Source organism: Pontibacter ummariensis, assembly GCF_900188175.1.
In the GTDB taxonomy this organism is placed as follows: domain Bacteria; phylum Bacteroidota; class Bacteroidia; order Cytophagales; family Hymenobacteraceae; genus Pontibacter; species Pontibacter ummariensis.
The window spans coordinates 257,624-276,586 of sequence record NZ_FZOQ01000002.1 but is presented as its reverse complement, the minus strand read 5'-3'; the positions used below and the strand labels follow the sequence as shown (position 1 = coordinate 276,586).

Below are 18,963 nucleotides of genomic sequence, written 5' to 3'. Positions count from 1 at the left end.
CATTTTTAGAACTCTTGGTGCCTGGCTTTGGTTAAAGACATGGTGCCAAGAGTTTCTTTAGTCGCTGCACCTGCACATCTTGATTATATTTAAAGGATGTCAGAACTTTGCACGATTTTCTGTTGTTCAGACACCAAGCCAAATTTTTAATTTTCACATTTTTTGCTATAACATTATACTCTGATGAGACAACTCAAGATAAGCAAACAGATTACAAACCGTGAGAGCCAATCGCTTGACAAATATTTACAAGAGATTGGTAAAGTAGATTTGCTTACTCCAGACGAAGAGGTGTCGCTGGCGCAGAGAATTAGAGAGGGAGATCAGTTTGCTCTTGAGAAGCTAACAAAAGCCAACCTTCGATTTGTGGTATCAGTTGCAAAGCAGTACCAGAACCAGGGCCTTTCTTTGGGCGACCTTATCAACGAGGGTAACCTGGGTCTCATCAAGGCTGCAAAGCGATTCGATGAGACACGAGGCTTTAAGTTTATCTCATACGCTGTTTGGTGGATCCGCCAGTCGATTCTGCAGGCTTTGGCAGAGCAGTCACGCATTGTGCGTCTGCCGCTGAACCGTGTGGGGTCCCTGAACAAGATTTCTAAATCTTTCTCAGAGCTTGAGCAAAAGTTTGAGCGTGAGCCGTCTCCTGAAGAGATCGCCGAAGTGCTTGAACTTACTACCGCTGAGGTAGTGGACACACTGAAGATTTCTGGTCGTCACGTGTCGGTAGATGCTCCTTTCGTGCAAGGAGAGGAGAACCGCCTCTTGGACGTACTCGAGAACGAAGACGAAGAGTCGCCGGACATGGGCTTGATGAACGACTCACTGCGCAAAGAGGTGCAGCGTGCGCTTTCTACCCTAACCAAGCGCGAGGCTGATGTCATTACCCTGTACTTTGGACTAAACGGTGAGCATTCTCTTACTTTGGAGGAGATCGGCGAGAAGTTTAACCTGACACGCGAGCGCGTACGTCAGATCAAGGAGAAAGCGATCCGCAGACTTCGCCATACATCCAGAAGCAAAGCCTTGAAGCCGTACTTAGGCTAACAGGACAGAAAAGAACTTACAAGCCCTGGCCAAAAGCCAGGGCTTTCTTTTTAAGAGCGGTTGTATACGCCTTTTTGCGAACTTAGATGCAGGCAGAGGCATAGATTTTTTGTATACTTGCAACCGAATTTCAAAAGAATAGATCAGAATGGAAATAGAAAGAGTAAAATGCCTGATCATCGGATCGGGACCTGCCGGGTATACAGCTGCCATCTATGCATCCCGTGCCGGCCTTAGTCCTGTCCTGTACCAGGGGCTGCAGCCAGGCGGGCAGTTAACCATTACAAACGATGTGGAGAACTATCCCGGTTACCCAGAGGGAGTTATGGGGCCTGAGATGATGGAAGACTTTAAGAAGCAGGCCGAGCGTTTTGGCACGGATGTGCGCTATGGCATTGCCACTTCCGTGGATTTCTCGTCCAAACCGCACAAAGTAACAATAGATGATTCCAAGGTGATTGAAGCCCATACGGTCATCATCTCTACCGGTGCCTCTGCTAAATGGCTGGGCCTGGAATCGGAAGCCCGGTTGAACGGCAGCGGTGTATCGGCATGCGCGGTATGCGACGGCTTTTTCTACCGTGGGCAGGATGTCGTAATTGTAGGGGCTGGTGACACGGCTGCTGAGGAAGCCACTTACCTGGCTAACCTGTGCAGCAAGGTGTACATGCTGGTACGCCGCGATGAAATGCGTGCCTCCACCATCATGCAGGAGCGTGTGAAGAACACGAAGAACATCGAGATCCTGTGGAATACCGTGACGGATGAGATCCTTGGCGAGCACGCAGTAGAAGCTGTGCGCGTGAAGAACCTGGTGACAAATGAGACGCGGGAGATTCCGGCGAAAGGATTTTTTGTAGCCATTGGGCACGAGCCAAACTCCGCTATCTTCAAAGACTACCTGAAGCTGGATGAGAACGGCTATATCCGTACCATTCCGGGCACCTCTAAAACAAACGTGGATGGGGTGTTTGCCTGCGGCGATGTACAGGACTTTACCTACCGCCAGGCAGTTACAGCGGCTGGCTCCGGGTGTATGGCTGCCTTGGATGCAGAGCGTTACCTGGCCGCGTTAAATTTGCACTAACAAAAAGCGGTTTCGCACATTCTACGCGCACTTTCACGGAAAAAGTGGTGTTGGATGTATCACAATAAAATGGCTGTGCTGCAGTTTAAAGAAGCGAATTGTGTTGCGGAGAGAGTAGCACAGCCAAATTTGATGCAAATGTCAAAGATAAAAGCACCCTTATTTTTTGCACTGTTTACGCTCTTTTTACTAGGATCATCCGGAGACGTATGGGCGCAAAGTAAAGTGAAAGACCTGTTTAAGGTAAAAACACCCAAAATCCAGTACGTAAGGCCAGACACCACCGTCCTGATCAAGTACGAAGACTTTCCGGACGAGGACTCTGACGCCGAGAAGTCTATCTTGTTCAACCCTAAGAAGGAGCTTTCCATCGTAAGCGAAGACACGTCTGAGCTGGACCTGGGCGAGCAGCACATTGTGGAGATGTCTGAGGAGGTACTGCTAGACTCCAGCTGGATCAAGATAGCCGGGTATTATGCGATCTGGGATACGCACAACCTGAACCCTTACAAGATGGACAGCCGCAAACTGAAGGATACGGTGGACATCAAGCTGTACGATCCTACCCAGAACAGAGACTACAACATGCCCCTGGAAAGCACGCCTATCACAAGCCACTTCGGCGCGCGGGGCGGCCGCTGGCATTATGGCACGGACATAGACCTTAACACAGGGGACACCATTTTTGCCGCCTTTGACGGCGTTATACGTATTAACAAGTGGGATGGCGGGGGCTATGGCAATTACATCGTGGTACGTCATTACAACGGCCTGGAGACCCTGTACGGGCACATGAGCAAAGCCATTGCGCAGCCAGGGCAATATGTGAAGGCAGGCGAGCTGATCGGCCTGGGCGGTAGCACAGGGCGTAGTTCTGGTCCGCACCTGCACTACGAGGTGCGCTACCAGGGGAACCCGCTTGACCCCGAGCACCTGTACGATTTCCCGGATTACTTGCTGAAGGGCGATAACTTCCAGATCACCTCGGCCCTGTTCAATTATAATAACCGGGCATCCAGCGGCAGCGTAAGCGGAGGCAGGCGCACGGTTTACCACCGCGTAAAGAGTGGAGACACCTTATCTGGCATCGCGAAGAAGTACGGGGTTTCGGTGGGGCAGATCACAAGGCTAAACGGAATCAGTAGCCGTACTACCCTGCGTATCGGCAAATCGCTGCGCATCAAGTAATCTTAAGAGAAGAGAACATGAAATTAGACATACTGGCTTTTGCCTCTCACCCGGATGATATTGAACTGGGCTGCGCCGGAACGCTGATAGCTCATGTGAAAGCCGGGAAGAAGGTCGGCATTGTGGACCTGACGGAGGGGGAGCTGGGCACCAGAGGAACACCGGAAGGCCGCCTGCAGGAAGCGAAGGATGCTGCTGCCGTAATGGGCATCGGGATTCGTGACAACCTGGGCATGGCAGATGGCTTTTTCCGGAACGACCGGGAGCATCAGCTGCAGGTCATTCAAAAGATACGCCAGTACCGGCCGGAGATCGTGATCATGAATGCTGTGTACGACCGTCACCCGGACCATGGCAGGGGCTCGGATCTTGTTTCGGAATCCTGCTTTAAGGCAGGGCTGAAGATGATCCCTACCACCGATGAAAATGGCAAACAGCAGGAAGCCTGGCGACCGAAGGTAGTGTACCATTTTATACAGGACCGGCTCCTTGTGCCGGATCTCGTGGTGGATGTCACGCCTTACTGGGCAGAGAAGATGCAGGCGATCAGAGCTTTTAAATCGCAGTTCTATAATCCAAAGGATGATTCGCCGAATACCTATATTTCCTCCCCGGAGTTTCTGGACTTTATAGAAGCGCGGGCGAAGGAGCTGGGCCATGCCATTGGGGTAACTTATGGCGAAGGCTTTACCAAAGAACGGTATATTGGCGTGAAAAACCTCTTTGACCTTATTTAAAAGGAAACTGCGTAAAGATAAAACAGGCGCTTACCTTCAAGGCCTGTATTTAATTAACAAGTAAAAAGCCAGGGTATTATTATATGCCCTGGCTTTTTACCTGTTCTTCTTTTAAAACTATTTTGTCCGGTTTCTAAACCAACTGGAACCGCTACTAGTGGAGGTCGGGGCAGGGGCGGAGGCTGCCTTTGGAGCCTTCTTTTCTTCTAACAAGGTGGCAGCTAACACGGCCGCTATTTCCTGTGCTGTTTCACCGGCCTCTAAGGAAAGCACCTCTGGGTTGAAGTAGCGCTCTATGAACTTCGTGTCGAAGTCGCCGCTTACAAAAGCCTCGTGTTGCAGCACAAATTTCCCAAAGGGGAGCGTTGTCTCAATGCCGGTGATCTGGTACTCGTCAATCGCGCGCAGCATTTTGTCGATCGCCTCCTGGCGGTCTTTTCCAAAGGTTACGAGTTTGGCGATCATTGGGTCGTAGTAGATCGGGATATCCATACCCTGTTCAAAGCCGTCGTCAACCCGCACACCCAGGCCCTGCGGCCGCTTGTAGGTCTCCAGCTTGCCAATATCGGGAAGGAAGTTATTGGCAGGGTCTTCGGCGTAAACGCGTAGTTCCAGCGCGTGCCCCTGTATCTGGAGGTCCTCCTGCGTAAAACTAAGAGGGAGGCCTTCTGCGATCAGGATTTGCTCTTTTACCATGTCCAGACCAGTAATTTGCTCTGTTACCGGGTGCTCTACCTGCAGGCGGGTGTTCATTTCCAGAAAGTAGAAGTTCTTTTGCTCATCCAGCAGGAACTCCACGGTACCGGCCCCTACATAGTCACATGCCTTGGCTACGTTTACAGCACAGCGGCCCATTTCTTCGCGCAGGACGGGCGTAAGGACAGAGGAAGGAGCCTCCTCAATCACCTTCTGGTGGCGGCGCTGTATCGAGCACTCCCGCTCGAACAGGTGAACAATGTTCCCCTGGGTGTCGCCCAGCACCTGTATCTCGATATGGCGGGGTGAGCCGATGTATTTTTCGATAAAGACAGCGCCGTCTCCGAAGGCCGAGATAGCCTCACTTACCGCCAGGCGCATCTGCTCTTCAAAGGAGGCAACGTCTTCAACCACCCGCATGCCCTTGCCACCACCACCGGCGCTGGCCTTAATAAGGATCGGGAAGCCCACCTGCTGGGCAATCTGCTTCGCTTCCTCAACATCTGTGATGGCATGCTCGGTGCCGGGCACCATGGGGATATGGTAGCGCGCCACCGCAGCCTTTGCGGCCAGTTTGCTGCCCATCAGTTCAATGGCCTCCGGCGAGGGGCCGATAAAAATAAAGCCTGCTTCTTTAACCTTCGCGGCGAAAGTTGCGTTCTCTGATAAGAAACCATAGCCAGGGTGAATTGCGTCCACCTGGAGTTGCCTGCATACGTCCAGAATAACGTCTCCGCGCAAGTAGGATTCGCTGGACTTTGGACCACCCACACAGACAGCCTCGTCGGCAAAGCGCACGTGCAGGGCGTTTCGGTCTGCCTCGCTGTAAATAGCTACCGTTCTAATACCCATTTCTTTAGCTGTGCGCATAACCCGCAGCGCGATTTCTCCCCGGTTGGCTACCAGTATCTTATTTATTTTTCTCATGCAGACGCTCTGTTTTAGTTCTCGTCAAAGAAAACATTTTGCACCGAAAATAAAAACAAGGTTCCTAAAAACCGCTATGAGTATAGGACATTGATTGTATATGAGTCGAATAAATTTTAACTTTGCTTCGCATTATGCCTTATAATGTTTGAACGGCATTTTGATGTGTTAGAAATTATCCAGATAACTTAATTATTACACAAGTGGATTTATTTGAAAAGTTGTTGACCAACAGAGGCCCGCTAGGCAGCCACTCGCACTATGCGCACGGTTACTTTACATTCCCTAAACTGGAGGGTGAAATTGCCCCTCGCATGCGGTTTAGAGGAAAGGAAGTGCTTACCTGGAGCCTGAACAACTACCTGGGACTTGCTAACCACCCGGAAGTGCGGAAAGCAGACGCGGAAGCTGCAGCAGAGTGGGGGATGGCTTATCCGATGGGAGCGCGTATTATGTCCGGTAACTCTAACTTGCATGAGCAATTGGAGGCAGAGCTGGCAGAGTTCGTGCAGAAGCCGGATGCCTTGCTGCTGAACTTCGGTTACCAGGGAGTGGTGTCTATTATTGATGCCTTGGTCGACCGCCACGATGTGATTGTTTACGATGCCGAGTCTCACGCTTGTATCATAGACGGCGTGCGCCTGCACCAGGGCAAGCGTTTCGTTTACGGGCACAACGACATGGAGAGCCTGGAGAAACAGCTGGAGCGTGCTACTCGCTGGGCGGAGAACACCGGTGGTGCCATCCTGGTGATCACAGAAGGTGTATTCGGTATGTCTGGCAACCTTGGCAAGCTGCGCGAGGTGGTGGCTTTGAAAGAGAAATTCAACTTCCGCCTGTTGGTAGACGATGCCCACGGCTTCGGCACGATGGGGAAGACCGGCGCCGGTACTGGAGAGCACCTGGGGGTGCAGGACGGGATCGACGTGTACTTCTCTACCTTTGCCAAGTCTATGGCCAGCATCGGAGCCTTTGTGGCTTCTAACGAGCAGGTGGTAGAGTACCTGCGCTACAACATGCGTTCGCAGATCTTCGCCAAGTCGCTGCCAATGCCACTGGTAGTGGGTGCCCTGAAGCGCCTGGAGCTACTGCGCGCGAAGCCGGAGCTGAAAGACAAACTGTGGGAGGTAGTGAATGCCCTGCAGAGCGGCCTGCGTGAAAAAGGCTTCAATATAGGTACAACTGAGTCGCCTGTAACGCCGGTGTTTTTGAACGGCCAGATTCCGGATGCAACACAGCTGACGCTGGATTTGCGGGAGAACTACAACATCTTCTGCTCTATCGTGGTGTACCCGGTGGTGCCAAAAGATGTGATTATGCTGCGCCTCATCCCGACGGCAGCCCATACCTTGGACGACGTGAAGGAGACAATTGCGGCTTTCGAAAAAATTGCACAAAAATTGGATAAAGGCTTGTACGCAAGCCCCGCAGTTACCGCCTAGCGGGCTGTAAAGCCATATATTAAAAATCCTTAATTTTTGCTTGTTTTCATGAAATGTGTATATTAGAGCAATAAAATCATATGTTTCACTATTAATAGTAGCTCTAATGAACAACAACTTTAGCAAACTCAAGGATCTTGTGATGTCTCTGGAAAGCGACTTCGAAAAGTTCTACGACAAAGGTAATGCCGCTGCCGGTACTCGCGTACGTAAAGGCATGCAGGACCTGAAGAACATGGCTCAGGACATCCGCAAGGAAGTTCAGGACATCAAGAACAGCCAGGCTGAGACAAAATAGTCTTACTAAGGCAGACAATAAATAAAAAAGGTGATCAGAAATGATCACCTTTTTTATTGTAAGTGTTTGATATGCTGTTATTTGACTGAAACAAGGAAGTAGTTCTTCTTGCCTTTCTGTACCACCAGGTGCTTGCCTTGCAGCAATTCAAAATCAACGGCGTCGTCGGCACCCTGCACCTTCTGCCGGTTCACGCTAACGCCGCCATTCTTGATCATGCGCTTCGCCTCGCCTTTCGACTCGAAGATCTGGCCGCCTGTAAGCTCCGACAACAGATCCGTAACCGTAGCAGCACCGGCGTAACTTTCCTGGCTTACCTCGATTTGGGGCACTCCCTCGAACACAGATAGCAAAACGTCCTCCCGAAGGCCCTTCAGGGTCTCCAGATCGCCTTTTCCAAATAAAATTTCTGAGGCTTCTACAGCAGAATTATACTCCTCTTCGGAATGCACGCGAATTGTAACATCCTTAGCTAAGGCTTTTTGTAACACCCGTAAATGTGGCGCCTGGTTGTGCTCTTCTGTTATTTTCTGGATCTCGTCCTGTGGTAGCAGGGTATAGACCTTTATTAGCTTCTCGGCCTCCTCGTCAGAGAGGTTCAGCCAGAACTGGTAGAACTTGTACGGGGAGGTCAGGTTAGGGTCGAGCCATACATTGCCGCCCTCAGACTTGCCAAATTTAGTACCATCCGATTTGGTTACAAGCTTACCCACCAAAGCATAGGCTTTGCCGCCATCCATGCGGCGGATGAGCTCCGTGCCGGTCGTGATGTTACCCCACTGGTCAGAGGCGCCCATCTGCAGTTTTACCCCTTTGTTTTTGTAAAGGTGGTAGAAGTCATAGCCCTGTATGAGTTGGTACGCGAACTCCGTGTAAGAAAGTCCTTCGGCACGGTCGCCTTCTTCATCCGCATTAATGCGCTTCTTCACGGAGTCTTTGCTCATCATGTAGTTCACGGTGATATGCTTGCCCACCTCACGCAAAAAGCCAAGGAAGCTGAACTCCTTAAACCAATCGTAGTTGTTGACCATTTCGGCCGAGTTGACCCCGCTGTTAAAATCCAGGAACTTCTCCAGCTGCTGCTTAATGCCTAACTGGTTCTCACGCAGCACATCCTCCGACAACAGGTTACGTTCTGCTGACTTGCCGGAAGGGTCACCGATCATACCGGTGGCGCCTCCTACCAGGGCAACAGGCTTGTGCCCCGCACGCTGCAGGTGCACTAGTAGCATGATGGTTGCAAGGTTGCCAATATGCAGTGACTTTGCCGTTGGGTCGAAACCGATATAACCCGTTGTCATTTCTGCGGCTAATTGCTCTTCCGTGCCCGGCATGAAATCATGGAGCATGCCTCTCCAGCGTAATTCTTCAATAAGGTTCATCTAGTCCTAAATCGTCTGTTCTAGGCAAATATAAAAAAGAGTTGCCAGATTGACGTTGGGAAGGCGGGGATTGCCCCAGGGCTTGTGCAAATATCTGCTGTCTTATATTTTGTTTGTGGCTGCCAGGTAAGCATACACCTATGGAACGGCAGTACGTGCAATCGGTGTAGCAAAGGATGCGCCCTACAAGTCATCGTACTAATTTACTACTACAGGAGGCCTAGGTGCTTCAACTAATAGAAGAATCTGTCTGATCTATGATGCTTCTAATTAACCGTATATCAGTACAGGAAGAAGGGCTCTCTATTCCCTTAGTTGTCTATTGCTTCCCTAGCTCGGCTGTAATCCGCCTGTTCCACTCTTCCTGCGCTTGCTTATTCAGGCCATGCTGTGTTTCGGCATCGTACTGCTCCTGCAGCTTGTTCATTTCCCGGAATGATTCGATGAAGTGGTACTGGATGATGCTGTTATAGTCTGTCACAGATAGAATTTCCGGCTTTATTTTCTGCTTGAAACGCTCGGCCACCAGTTTTACAATGTCGAAGTGCCTTTGTTCGTGCGCCAGGCCGTAGGCGTCTTTACTTCCTTTAACCCAGGAAGAGCTTTGCAACACGTACACCTTCATGTCCAGGTACAGGTGCAGGATGCCGTCCACCACCTCGGTTCTGCCCGCATAAGAAAAGCTGGGGAACACTGCCGCCGCAAACTTGCTGGGCTTGGAGGGGCTGCCCGTAAAGTCATCCCACGTCAGGGGGCGGTCAGGCACGTAGAAAACGGTATCACCGGCAGAGTTGGGCGCATAATCTGAAAAGATCACCTTGATACCCCTGGCTAGCCTTGGGTCTGACCCGGCTTTCTGTTCCATCCAGGTGTTAAAGTAGGAGAGGGAACCTAGCAAAGACTGGCGCAAGGCTGGTTCTACGGCGTTCAGCTGACTGGCAGGCCGGTCGTAGCGTACGCCGCCTTTGTAGCTTGTGAGGGGAATCGTTTCTCCGTTGCCTTGTAGCTCAAAAGTGATGGAAACAACAGCCTCACCTTTCACACGGCCTTTTTCACCGGCTTTTTCGGTTACCTTGTACTCTTGTAAGCGCAGCACGACAGGGCGCAGCCTGGTATTCCGGGGTATGCCTTTCTGAATAAACTGGCGCACTCCTTGCAGGCCTCCTCCCCGTAAGTCGACTGGCTGGGCAGCTACAGGGGAATTACCCCCACTTGCAGTAGGAGGCAGGAGGTAAGCGACCGCCTTACGGTCCTCCCGCTCATCTACTATGCTTTCAATGTAAAACTCCTTGGCTGTAAAGGGGAAAGGTGTTTCCTGTAAAATGATTGGTGCAATATCATTGGCTGACTGATTCGCTGATAAAAGCGTTGTCAGCAACAAGAGGGCAAGTGCCCAAAAGGCCAGCTGGTGCACAAAGCGCCTGGCCTGCTTCCGCTGTTGCCAGAGGGTGCCGGTATGATAGGACGAAATCATGTGCTTGTATTGCATGTATGACGAAACAGGGTAGCAACAGCGCAATCCTGCGGTGGCTTTCTTCTGTAGGAACAGCAATGTTTCCCGATCGGTTCGGTTTTAAACAGTTAAAGCTATTCCTGTTTTATTTATACGCTAAATTGGCTTTGATACTATAAATTTGTAGGAGGAAGGCAGTAGAAGCCATCTGTCCACAAACAGGTAACAGCTAATTAGCTTATGGCTGCTTTCCGGAAGCAGCAGACTACCACAAACCAACCGCTATGGCCCATACACCCGAAGGCATCCTCGAACAACTACAGAAACGGCAGTTTGCCCCCGTATATTTTCTGCAGGGCGAGGAATCCTATTACATTGATCTGATTGCCGACTACATCGAAGAGCATGCCCTGCAGGAGCATGAGAAAGGCTTTAACCAGGTGGTGTTGTATGGCAAGGATGTAGACCTTTCAACGGTTTTGCTGCAGGCGAAGCGCTTCCCGATGATGTCGGATAAGTCGGTCGTGATCGTGAAAGAAGCGCAGAGCATCCAGGACATCGAGAAGGAGGAGGGGATGCGGCAGTTGGAAGCATACCTGCAGCACCCGCTTGCCTCCACCATACTGGTGTTCTGTTACAAGCACAAAACACTGGACGGACGCAAGGCGCTGGCCAAGGCGGTGAGCAAACATGCCGTACTGCTCACGACCAAGAAACTTTACGACAACCAGGTGCCGGCGTGGGTAAACAACTACCTTAAAAGCAAGGGTATGAAAGCTACCCAGCAGGCAGTGCTGCTCTTGAGTGAGTTTATCGGGTCGGATCTGTCCAGGCTTTCCAACGAGATCGACAAGCTGCTGATTAACCTGAAGCCGGGCGCGACGATAGATGAAGGGTTAGTGCAGGAGAACGTGGGTATCAGCAAGGAGTACAACATCTTTGAGCTGCAATCTGCCCTGATTGCCCGGGACGCGTTAAAGGCCAACCGCATCATTCATTACTTCGAGGCCAACCCCAAGAACAACCCCCTGATCCCGAACCTGTCGCTGCTGTTTTCTTTTTTTACAAAGCTTCTGAGCCTCCACGTTGCTGCCGACAAGTCGGAGGCGGGTTTACGGAAAAGCCTGGGCAACCGGGCCTTTTTGGTTAAGGAGTACATGCAGGCACTCCGGGTATTCCCGCTGCAGCGCTGCGCCGATGTCATTCATTTTATAAGAGTGGCCGATATGCAGGTAAAAGGTATAACAGGGGGGGACATGTCAGAAGCAGACATTCTCCGTGAGCTGGTTTTCAAAATCTTACACCCGGTGCCCCGGGCGATGGCTTCCTAAGCTGCCGCTATTTTTATCCACAGATACAATATTACCGGAGGCGCCCTCATTATATAGTTGCTGCGCCATATTTGGTAATATCTTTGCTAGTAGAAATACGGCGATCGGAACAATCGCTTTCTAAATTTTACTAACTTTGAAACTAGTTGTTAGGCTTAAACGTAGTGGTTCGCCCTTTGTAAAGCTTATTAATAACTTTCAGTCCAGAACAATTTGAGTGGCCTTCCGGGGCAAATAAAAATATGAAGATAGCTTACAAAGTAGCACTTGCTTCTGTATTAGCGGGTGGCTCGCACGTGGTGGCGGCACAACACACGCAGGTGTTTAACTCAGAGGAGAGGTACTTCCACGAGGGCCTGGAGCTCTTTGACCGGGCAAAGTATGGCCCGGCGCAGGAAGCTTTCCGTAAGTACATCGAGCTGATGGGAGACAATGCCAGAACGGCGGACGCGCAGTATTACTATGCCCTAAGCGGCTTGTACCTCTTGCATCCGGACGCAGAGCAGCTCGTCCTCAATTTCGTGCGCGATTACCCGACGCACCCCAAAACAGCGCTGGCCAATTACGAGCTGGGCCTGTACTACTTTGACCAGAAGGACTACAAGAAAGCAGTGGAGCTGTTGAAGGACGCCCCGACGCATCTTCTGAGCATCAAGCAGAACAACGAGCTGGAGTTCAAGCTGGGCTACTCCTACTTTGCGACAAAGGATTTTGACAACGCCAAGATCTGGTTTGATAAGAACAAAACGACCGGCTTCCGGAAAGACGAGCACCGCTTTGCCTATGCTTCTAACTACTATGCCGGCTATATCTCTTACCGTAAAGGGGATTATGCAGCGGCTAAAGCCGACCTGAAGATAGCGGAGAAGAACGAGGCCTATGCCAGTATCGTGCCGTATATGATCACCGAGATCCTGTACAAGGAAAACGACATTTATGAAGTGATACGCTATGGCGAAGCGGCCCTGGCAAGAAAACCAGCCGTACAGCAGGCAGATGAGATTGCCTTGCTGGTGGGGGATGCGTATTACCAGAAAGCGGATTACAAAGAGGCGGAGAAGTACTTCAGCAAGTTTGCTTCGGGCAAGCGCTCCCTGGAGCCAGTCGTGCAGTACAAAATTGCGCTGACCGACTACAAGAACAACAACTACAAGAACGCGATAGCCAACTTTAAAGAGATCGCGCTGAAGAAGGACTCCCTGGGGCAGAACGCGGCTTATTACCTTGGCCTTAGCTACTTAAAGGAGAACAACAAACAGTTTGCTTTAACGGCTTTTGACCAGGCCCGCAAAAATGACCAGGACAAGGACGTGACCGAGGCGGCCACCCTAAAGTATGCGCAGGTAAGCTACGACCTGGGTAACTTCCGGGAAGTGATCAACGCGCTGGCTGAGTTCAACAAAAACTACCCGGATTCTGAACAAGGCGAAGAGGCAGACAAATTGCTGAGCGAAGCTTACTTCAGTTCAAACAACTATGCCGATGCGATTCGCCATATTGAGGGCTTGGAGAAGAAAAGCTGGCGTATCCTGCAAACCTACCAGCGGGTAACGTACCACCACGCGGTTAACCTGTTCAACGATGCGAAGTTTCCGCAGGCGGTGCAGATGCTGGACAAGTCGCTGCAGTACCCTTACGATAAAGAGGTAACGGCTGCCAGCCACTTTGTGAAAGGCGAGGCTTATTCTATCGGTAACCGCTACGATGACGCCATCAACAGCTACGCTGCCGTGTTCCGTACGGCACCAACAGCCAAAACAGATTACTACACAAAGTCGCGCTATGGCATTGGCTATGCTTACTTCAACACCAAGCAGTACGACAAGGCCCTGACACACTTTAAGGCCTATCTGGACGCGATTCAGCCAAGTAACCCGAACTACAACGATGCGACGGTTCGCCTGGCGGACACCTACTATGTGAACAAGAACTACCTCGAGGCCCTGAACCTGTACGAGCGGGTGATTGCCTCCAGTTCTCCTGACCGGGACTATGCCCAGTTTCAGAAAGGGGTGGTGCTAAGCATCCTTGGGCGTAATGACATTGCTAAAAGTACGCTCGAAGGGCTAGTTTCCAAGTTCCCTACCTCACGCTATGTAGATGATGCCCTGTATCAGCGGGCCTTGATCGATTATGAATCCGGTAACTACCAGGCGGCGGTGAGTGGCTTTACGAACCTGATCTCAAAGCAGCCTGACAGCAAATTAGTGCCAAATGCTTTGCAGAAACGGGGTACGGCTTACTCGAACTTAAAGCAGTATGACTTGGCCATTGCCGACCAGAAACGCGTGCTGGATGAGTTCCCGGGCTCTAAAGTAGCAAGCGGTGCCCTGTATAGCTTACAGGAGGTGCTTGGCACTGAGAACAGGAGCAACGAATTTGACCAGTACCTGGATAAGTATAAGGCAGCAAACCCGGAAAGCAGCGCGCTGGAAAGCATTGAGTACGAAGCGGCAAGAACCCTGTACTTCAACCAGAAGTACGACCAGGCGGCAACAAAGCTCGAGGCATACATCAAAGCTTACCCTAAGAGCAAGTTCTTGCCGGATGCCCGCTACTTCCTGGCAGACTCTTACCTGCGTCAGAACAAAACGCAGCTGGGCGTGCAGCACATGAAAGATGTGATCGCAGAGAATAAGTCGGAATACGTGAACCGTGCCATACAGCGTGTGGCAGACCTGTATTTTGAAGCGAAGAACTACAAGGAGGCCATACAGTATTATAGCCGCCTGCGTGACCTGGCCACAAACCGCAAAGAGCAGCAGACCGCGTTGACGGGTTTAATGCTGAGCTACTTCCGCACCAATGACTATGCCGCCACCAAGCGCATGGCCAACGAACTGATCAGCCAGGGGAATGCGTCCCTTAATGCGTATAACTCAGCGCTGCTATACAGAGGCAAAGCCTCTTATGCCCAGGGCAACCTGGAACAGGCCCTGACAGAGCTGCGGGAGACCGTGAAGTCCGCCTCTGACATTAACGGCGCTGAGGCGCAGTATCTGATCGCCGAGATCCTACACAAGCAGAAGAAGTACCAGGAGTCGCTGGACGTGGCCTTTGAGTATAACAACAAGTACGCGAACTATGACTTTTGGCTGGGTAAGACCTTCCTGATCATAGCTGACAACTATGCCGCTCAAAATGAGATGTTCCAGGCCAAGGCAACACTGAACTCTATCATCGAAAACGCTCCGAACCAAGAGATTGTAGCTGAGGCGAAGCAGAAGCTGGCCAAGCTGGAGGGGAAAAAGACGAATGCCGACCAGCAGCAGGTAGAGAGCGTGCCCCAGCAAAACCTGGCACCCAACAGCGATACCTTAAACATTAACTCGGCCCCGGCCAACGACTCTACCCAACAAGAGTAAGCGGAGGATCAGAATACCAGATTATTTTAGAACAGGATCATTATCATGAAAAATAAACTAAGATTAGCCTCGCTTGCCATCGTACTGAGTGTAGGGTACAGCTATCTTAACAACGCACAGGCACAGACACAAGGCTGGGGAGAGGGTGCCAAACTGGAAGACGCCGAAGTGGTAGTGGAGAAGAACCGCGTGATTGAATTGCCACAGGCAGCGCGCAACTTCTCTAAATTTCAGGTGGCTCCTCCGGAAACCGGAGACCGCAACGTGCATTACCGCTTTGTGGACTACCGCCTGCCGTCTCAGGACATAGAACTACAGATGCGGGTCCTGACAATAAAGCAGGACGAGCTGATGAAGCTGTATGGCAACTATGTGAAGGGAGGCATCGGGAACTACGGTACCTTATATCTGCAGGGCTACTTTCATAACAAACGCAGCGAAGAGGGAGCCTACGGAGCAGCGGTTAGTCACATCTCATCGGCGAGAGGTCCGGTAGACAAAGGAAACTCTGCGGTAGCTAACAGCAGGATCAGCGCGCATGGCGAACGCTATCTGGGCGACCTGACCGTTGGGGGTAGTGCAAAGTACGCCCGGGATAAGTATCACTTCTATGGCTATACACCTTCGCTCGAAACAACGATAGACAGAGATTCTATTCGTCAGGTATATAACCGGGTGGAAGCAGAGGCGTTTCTGCACAACCAGACGTCCGACGCTCCCTTACAGTACCGGGGAGCGGCGGCGTTCCGGTACCTGAACGACCGCTTTGACCTGAGTGAGCGCAACCTGGGGCTGACCCTGGCGACGCAGTATGCGATAGACGAAGAGTCGGCGTTTAAGGCAGACCTGGACCTGTCCTTTCTCTCTTACCAGGACTCTGCCACCACCAGCCGTAATTTTGTGGAGCTGGATGCCGCTTACCAGCGTCAGCTGAATGCGTTCCGGCTTACCTTAGGAGCTAAAGTGGCCTATACCGGCGATACCATCCATGATGCCCGTCAGTTTAATATATACCCGATCGTACGGATTGCGGCAGAACCTGTAAAAGGCAACTTGCTGGTATATGCGGGCTTAGGAGGCGACTTAGAAAGGGTTACTTTATATCAGCTGACACAGGAAAACCCTTTCCTGGCACCTAACCTGCAGGTAGCCGATATCAACAAAGGGCTGGAAGTATACGGTGGTTTCCAGGCGAACGTGGCGAACTATGTGCAACTGAACGGCCGGGTCGCTTATCAGAATTTCCGTAACCTGTACTTCTATAATAATTCCCGCGCCGACTCCACCAAGTTTGAGTTAATATATGATGATGGGGTCACCAACGTGCTGAATATTTATGCGGAAGCTTCTTTTAATTATTCCGACGAAGTACGGTTGGGCGTAAAGGCTGACTATAACCAGTATAACATAGCTGAGTTGGAGAAACCCTTCCACCGTCCGGAGCTGATGGCAAGCATTTACGGCACCTACAACTTCTACGATAAGATTCTCTTTAATTCGGAACTTTACTATATTGGGAGCTCATACGGCCGTATTTACCGCCCGGACGGAACATCAGTGCTTCGCGAGACCGATGCGATCGTGGACCTGAACCTAAAGGCAGATTACCGCTTCACGAATAACTTTACGGTGTTCCTGATGGCAAATAACCTGTTGGGCCGGAAATACGAAAGGTTTGTAAATTACCCGAACAAAAGTATAAATCTGATAGGAGGCGTTACCTACTCATTCTAAGTGCCTATGGTTGCAACACATATCAAGACACTGCTCTACGATCACGACTGTGTCATCATCCCTGAGTTTGGCGGACTGATCACACGTTACGTGTCGGCCCGGATCAACCCCGTGAAGCACACCTTTGCCCCGCCCTCGAAGAAGATAGCCTTCAACGAGAAACTGGTGCTGAACGATGGTCTGCTCATTAGCACGATCGCGCATCAGAACGGGATCACGAAGGCAGAGGCACAGCAACTGGTGGCAGCGTTTGTGCACCAGGCAAAAGCTCACCTGCATGCCGAGAAACGATTCGAGTTATCAGACATCGGCGTGTTCCGCTACAACGAGGAAAGCCGCTTGGAGTTTGAGCACGTGGAGAGCGACAACATGCTGGAGGCAAGCTTTGGGTTACCGGAGTTAACAGTCAGACCAATCCGGGTAGAGGAACCTGCCGTACTGCGTACGCTGATCAAAGAGCGGCAGCAGGAGAAGGAACCGATGCCAGTGCGCAAGCGCCTGAAGCGGGTATATAATGTGGCGGCAGGTCTGGCGCTGGCTGGTTTTACAGCCTCAGCCCTTTACCTCTTGTCTATCCAGACAGATTATAACCTGGGCAGCCTGAACCCGATGGTATTGTTTAGCGGCACCTACAGCACTGCGGGGCCTGTATCATTTAACCATTATGCGGCGGGCTATGTGCCAGTAACCGAAGCGGAGCGCATGAGTTCTTACAAAGGAATCCTTCCTGTGTCTGCTGTCCCTGTAGAGGAGGAAGAGGAGTGGCGAGCGATGGGTGAGGAACTGATTATTCCGGGCTTTGCAACTAGTGCTTCTATCAACGAAGTGTATGAGGTTGAAGAGCAGGCATCTATAGCTGCGGTTAAAGAGGAAGTTGCAGTTGCACAACCAGAAGTAACTAAACCAGAAAAGCCAACAATTAACACGAAGACAGGTCGTTATTATATCATAGCAGGCGGGTACTCTCGCCAGGATCTGGCAGAGATTGGCCGTGAGGCACTCAGCAAAAAAGGCAACGAGGCAAAAGTACTGGTGCCTTACCCAGGCAGCAAACTGTACCGGGTATCGGTGGCTGATTTTGATAATGCGACCGAAGCGCAGGCAGCGCTAACGACTTACAGAAAGAAATACGGAGAAACACTTTGGGTACTTAATTACTAACATGACATCACTCTTATTACAAATTACCACTTCGGCACCTGCCGATACTGCTGCAGCACTGGTAGAGGGCGCGGAAGCAGCATCAGAATCTGTTTCGCTTATCGACCTGGCCATGGCAGGGGGATGGGCCATGATCCCATTGTTACTCCTGTCGCTGGCTGCTGTTTACATTTTTGTGGAGCGATACCTGACGCTTAAAAAGGCTGCTAAAAACCCTGAAGGCTTTAACGACCGCATCAAGAGCATGGTGCTGGCAGGTGACATTAACGGAGCCAAGCTATTGTGCTCGCAAACAAACACGCCTGTTTCCCGCATGCTGGAGAAAGGCCTGAACCGTATCGGTAACCCGCTAAAGAACATCGAGACATCTATCGAGAACGTGGGTAAGATCGAGATCAGCCGCTTGGAGAAGAACCTATCGGCCCTGGCCACTATTGCTGGTGCGGCGCCTATGCTTGGCTTCCTGGGTACCGTAACCGGTATGATCGGTGCCTTTATCGCGATTGCGCAGGCAGAAGGCTCTGTCAGCCCCAAACTGCTCTCAAGCGGTATTTACGAAGCCATGGTTACCACAGCCACCGGTCTGATCATCGGTCTGCCGGCTTATGTTGGCTACAATTACCTGGTGTCTAAGATCGATAACATTGTGCATGCCATGGAATACTCTTCTATCGAGTTCCTTGATCTGTTACAAGAACCACAACTTTAAGAATGAACCTTCGCTCTAAAAACAGGATCAATCCAGAGTTCAGTATGTCGTCCATGACGGACATCATTTTCCTGTTGCTTATCTTTTTCATGCTTACTTCCAACTTCGTAACACCGTCTGGCTTGCCGGTTAGTTTGCCTAGCAGCAAGACCTCCGACATCGTGATGCAGAAGATAAGCGTGACGATCACAGAAGACCTGCAGTATTACCTGAACGATCAGCCAGTTGCCCTGGAAGAAATTGAGCCGCAGTTAACGCAGCTCCTGCAAGGAACAGAGGAGGGCGCCGTGGTGTTACATGTAGACAAGACAGTACCGGTAGAGCACCTGGTTAAAGTAGCCGGTATCGCCAAAAACCTGAATGCAAGTGTTACACTGGCCACCGTGCCAGCTGAATAATTACGATC

General features: G+C 51.0%; 15 protein-coding genes. 12 read left to right on the top strand and 3 right to left on the bottom strand.

Annotated features, from left to right (window positions below):
• Positions 1-183: 183 nt before the first annotated feature.
• The 4 genes from CHB92_RS03225 (at position 184) to bshB1 (ending at position 4,059) form a co-directional block, all read left to right on the top strand.
• A complete protein-coding gene (locus CHB92_RS03225; RefSeq protein WP_089317726.1) occupies positions 184-1,047 on the top strand; it encodes a sigma-70 family RNA polymerase sigma factor in 864 nt (287 codons plus the stop codon).
• 148 nt (positions 1,048-1,195) lie between these two features.
• Entirely contained in the window at positions 1,196-2,134 is a 939-nt protein-coding gene (gene trxB / locus CHB92_RS03220; protein ID WP_089317725.1) for a thioredoxin-disulfide reductase, read from the top strand.
• A 138-nt stretch (positions 2,135-2,272) separates the two neighbouring features.
• Positions 2,273-3,322, top strand: a complete 1,050-nt coding sequence (locus CHB92_RS03215; RefSeq protein WP_179222944.1) for a M23 family metallopeptidase — start codon at positions 2,273-2,275, stop codon at positions 3,320-3,322.
• A gap of 17 nt (positions 3,323-3,339) precedes the next feature.
• Entirely contained in the window at positions 3,340-4,059 is a 720-nt protein-coding gene (gene bshB1, locus CHB92_RS03210; RefSeq protein ID WP_089317724.1) for a bacillithiol biosynthesis deacetylase BshB1, read from the top strand.
• A 117-nt stretch (positions 4,060-4,176) separates the two neighbouring features.
• Here bshB1 and accC read toward each other — a convergent pair whose 3' ends face one another.
• Positions 4,177-5,682 (bottom strand): acetyl-CoA carboxylase biotin carboxylase subunit, encoded by a 1,506-nt coding sequence (accC, locus tag CHB92_RS03205; protein ID WP_089317723.1) that lies wholly within the window; start codon positions 5,680-5,682, stop codon positions 4,177-4,179.
• A gap of 203 nt (positions 5,683-5,885) precedes the next feature.
• Here accC and CHB92_RS03200 point away from each other — a divergent pair, with 203 nt between their 5' ends.
• On the top strand, positions 5,886-7,124 hold the full coding sequence (locus tag CHB92_RS03200; RefSeq protein WP_089317722.1) for an aminotransferase class I/II-fold pyridoxal phosphate-dependent enzyme: 1,239 nt from the start codon (positions 5,886-5,888) through the stop codon (positions 7,122-7,124).
• A 106-nt stretch (positions 7,125-7,230) separates the two neighbouring features.
• Positions 7,231-7,422: a histone H1 gene (locus CHB92_RS03195; RefSeq protein WP_089317721.1), complete on the top strand. Its 192-nt coding sequence runs from the start codon at positions 7,231-7,233 to the stop codon at positions 7,420-7,422.
• A gap of 77 nt (positions 7,423-7,499) precedes the next feature.
• Here the strand turns inward: CHB92_RS03195 and tyrS are convergent, their stop codons facing one another.
• Both tyrS and CHB92_RS03185 read right to left on the bottom strand, forming a co-directional pair.
• A complete protein-coding gene (gene tyrS, locus CHB92_RS03190; RefSeq protein ID WP_089317720.1) occupies positions 7,500-8,804 on the bottom strand; it encodes a tyrosine--tRNA ligase in 1,305 nt (434 codons plus the stop codon).
• A gap of 319 nt (positions 8,805-9,123) precedes the next feature.
• A complete protein-coding gene (locus CHB92_RS03185) occupies positions 9,124-10,278 on the bottom strand; it encodes a hypothetical protein (protein ID WP_245842264.1) in 1,155 nt (384 codons plus the stop codon).
• A 263-nt stretch (positions 10,279-10,541) separates the two neighbouring features.
• Between CHB92_RS03185 and holA the strand changes: the two genes are divergently transcribed.
• The 6 genes from holA to CHB92_RS03155 all read left to right on the top strand — a co-directional run bounded on the left by holA (position 10,542) and on the right by CHB92_RS03155 (position 18,955).
• Positions 10,542-11,588, top strand: a complete 1,047-nt coding sequence (gene holA, locus CHB92_RS03180; RefSeq protein ID WP_089317719.1) for a DNA polymerase III subunit delta — start codon at positions 10,542-10,544, stop codon at positions 11,586-11,588.
• Positions 11,589-11,830: 242 nt separating this feature from the next.
• On the top strand, positions 11,831-14,953 hold the full coding sequence (locus CHB92_RS03175; protein WP_089317718.1) for a tetratricopeptide repeat protein: 3,123 nt from the start codon (positions 11,831-11,833) through the stop codon (positions 14,951-14,953).
• A gap of 45 nt (positions 14,954-14,998) precedes the next feature.
• Positions 14,999-16,687: a TonB-dependent receptor gene (locus CHB92_RS03170; protein WP_089317717.1), complete on the top strand. Its 1,689-nt coding sequence runs from the start codon at positions 14,999-15,001 to the stop codon at positions 16,685-16,687.
• Between the two features lie 6 nt (positions 16,688-16,693).
• Positions 16,694-17,848, top strand: a complete 1,155-nt coding sequence (locus CHB92_RS03165) for an HU domain-containing protein (RefSeq protein WP_089317716.1) — start codon at positions 16,694-16,696, stop codon at positions 17,846-17,848.
• Position 17,849: 1 nt separating this feature from the next.
• Entirely contained in the window at positions 17,850-18,557 is a 708-nt protein-coding gene (locus CHB92_RS03160; RefSeq protein WP_245842262.1) for a MotA/TolQ/ExbB proton channel family protein, read from the top strand.
• 2 nt (positions 18,558-18,559) lie between these two features.
• Complete coding sequence (locus CHB92_RS03155; RefSeq protein ID WP_089317715.1) at positions 18,560-18,955, top strand: ExbD/TolR family protein; 396 nt, start codon at positions 18,560-18,562, stop codon at positions 18,953-18,955.
• Positions 18,956-18,963: the final 8 nt, after the last annotated feature.

Bases quoted from the DNA above. Each gene is read 5' to 3' on its own strand.
- CHB92_RS03225 (WP_089317726.1), top strand. From the start codon at position 184: ATGAGACAACTCAAGATAAGCAAACAGATTACAAACCGTGAGAGCCAA.
- trxB (WP_089317725.1), top strand. From the start codon at position 1,196: ATGGAAATAGAAAGAGTAAAATGCCTGATCATCGGATCGGGACCTGCC.
- CHB92_RS03215 (WP_179222944.1), top strand. From the start codon at position 2,273: ATGTCAAAGATAAAAGCACCCTTATTTTTTGCACTGTTTACGCTCTTT.
- bshB1 (WP_089317724.1), top strand. From the start codon at position 3,340: ATGAAATTAGACATACTGGCTTTTGCCTCTCACCCGGATGATATTGAA.
- accC (WP_089317723.1), bottom strand. From the start codon at position 5,682: ATGAGAAAAATAAATAAGATACTGGTAGCCAACCGGGGAGAAATCGCG.
- CHB92_RS03195 (WP_089317721.1), top strand. From the start codon at position 7,231: ATGAACAACAACTTTAGCAAACTCAAGGATCTTGTGATGTCTCTGGAA.
- tyrS (WP_089317720.1), bottom strand. From the start codon at position 8,804: ATGAACCTTATTGAAGAATTACGCTGGAGAGGCATGCTCCATGATTTC.
- CHB92_RS03185 (WP_245842264.1), bottom strand. From the start codon at position 10,278: ATGATTTCGTCCTATCATACCGGCACCCTCTGGCAACAGCGGAAGCAG.
- holA (WP_089317719.1), top strand. From the start codon at position 10,542: ATGGCCCATACACCCGAAGGCATCCTCGAACAACTACAGAAACGGCAG.
- CHB92_RS03175 (WP_089317718.1), top strand. From the start codon at position 11,831: ATGAAGATAGCTTACAAAGTAGCACTTGCTTCTGTATTAGCGGGTGGC.
- CHB92_RS03170 (WP_089317717.1), top strand. From the start codon at position 14,999: ATGAAAAATAAACTAAGATTAGCCTCGCTTGCCATCGTACTGAGTGTA.
- CHB92_RS03165 (WP_089317716.1), top strand. From the start codon at position 16,694: ATGGTTGCAACACATATCAAGACACTGCTCTACGATCACGACTGTGTC.
- CHB92_RS03160 (WP_245842262.1), top strand. From the start codon at position 17,850: ATGACATCACTCTTATTACAAATTACCACTTCGGCACCTGCCGATACT.
- CHB92_RS03155 (WP_089317715.1), top strand. From the start codon at position 18,560: ATGAACCTTCGCTCTAAAAACAGGATCAATCCAGAGTTCAGTATGTCG.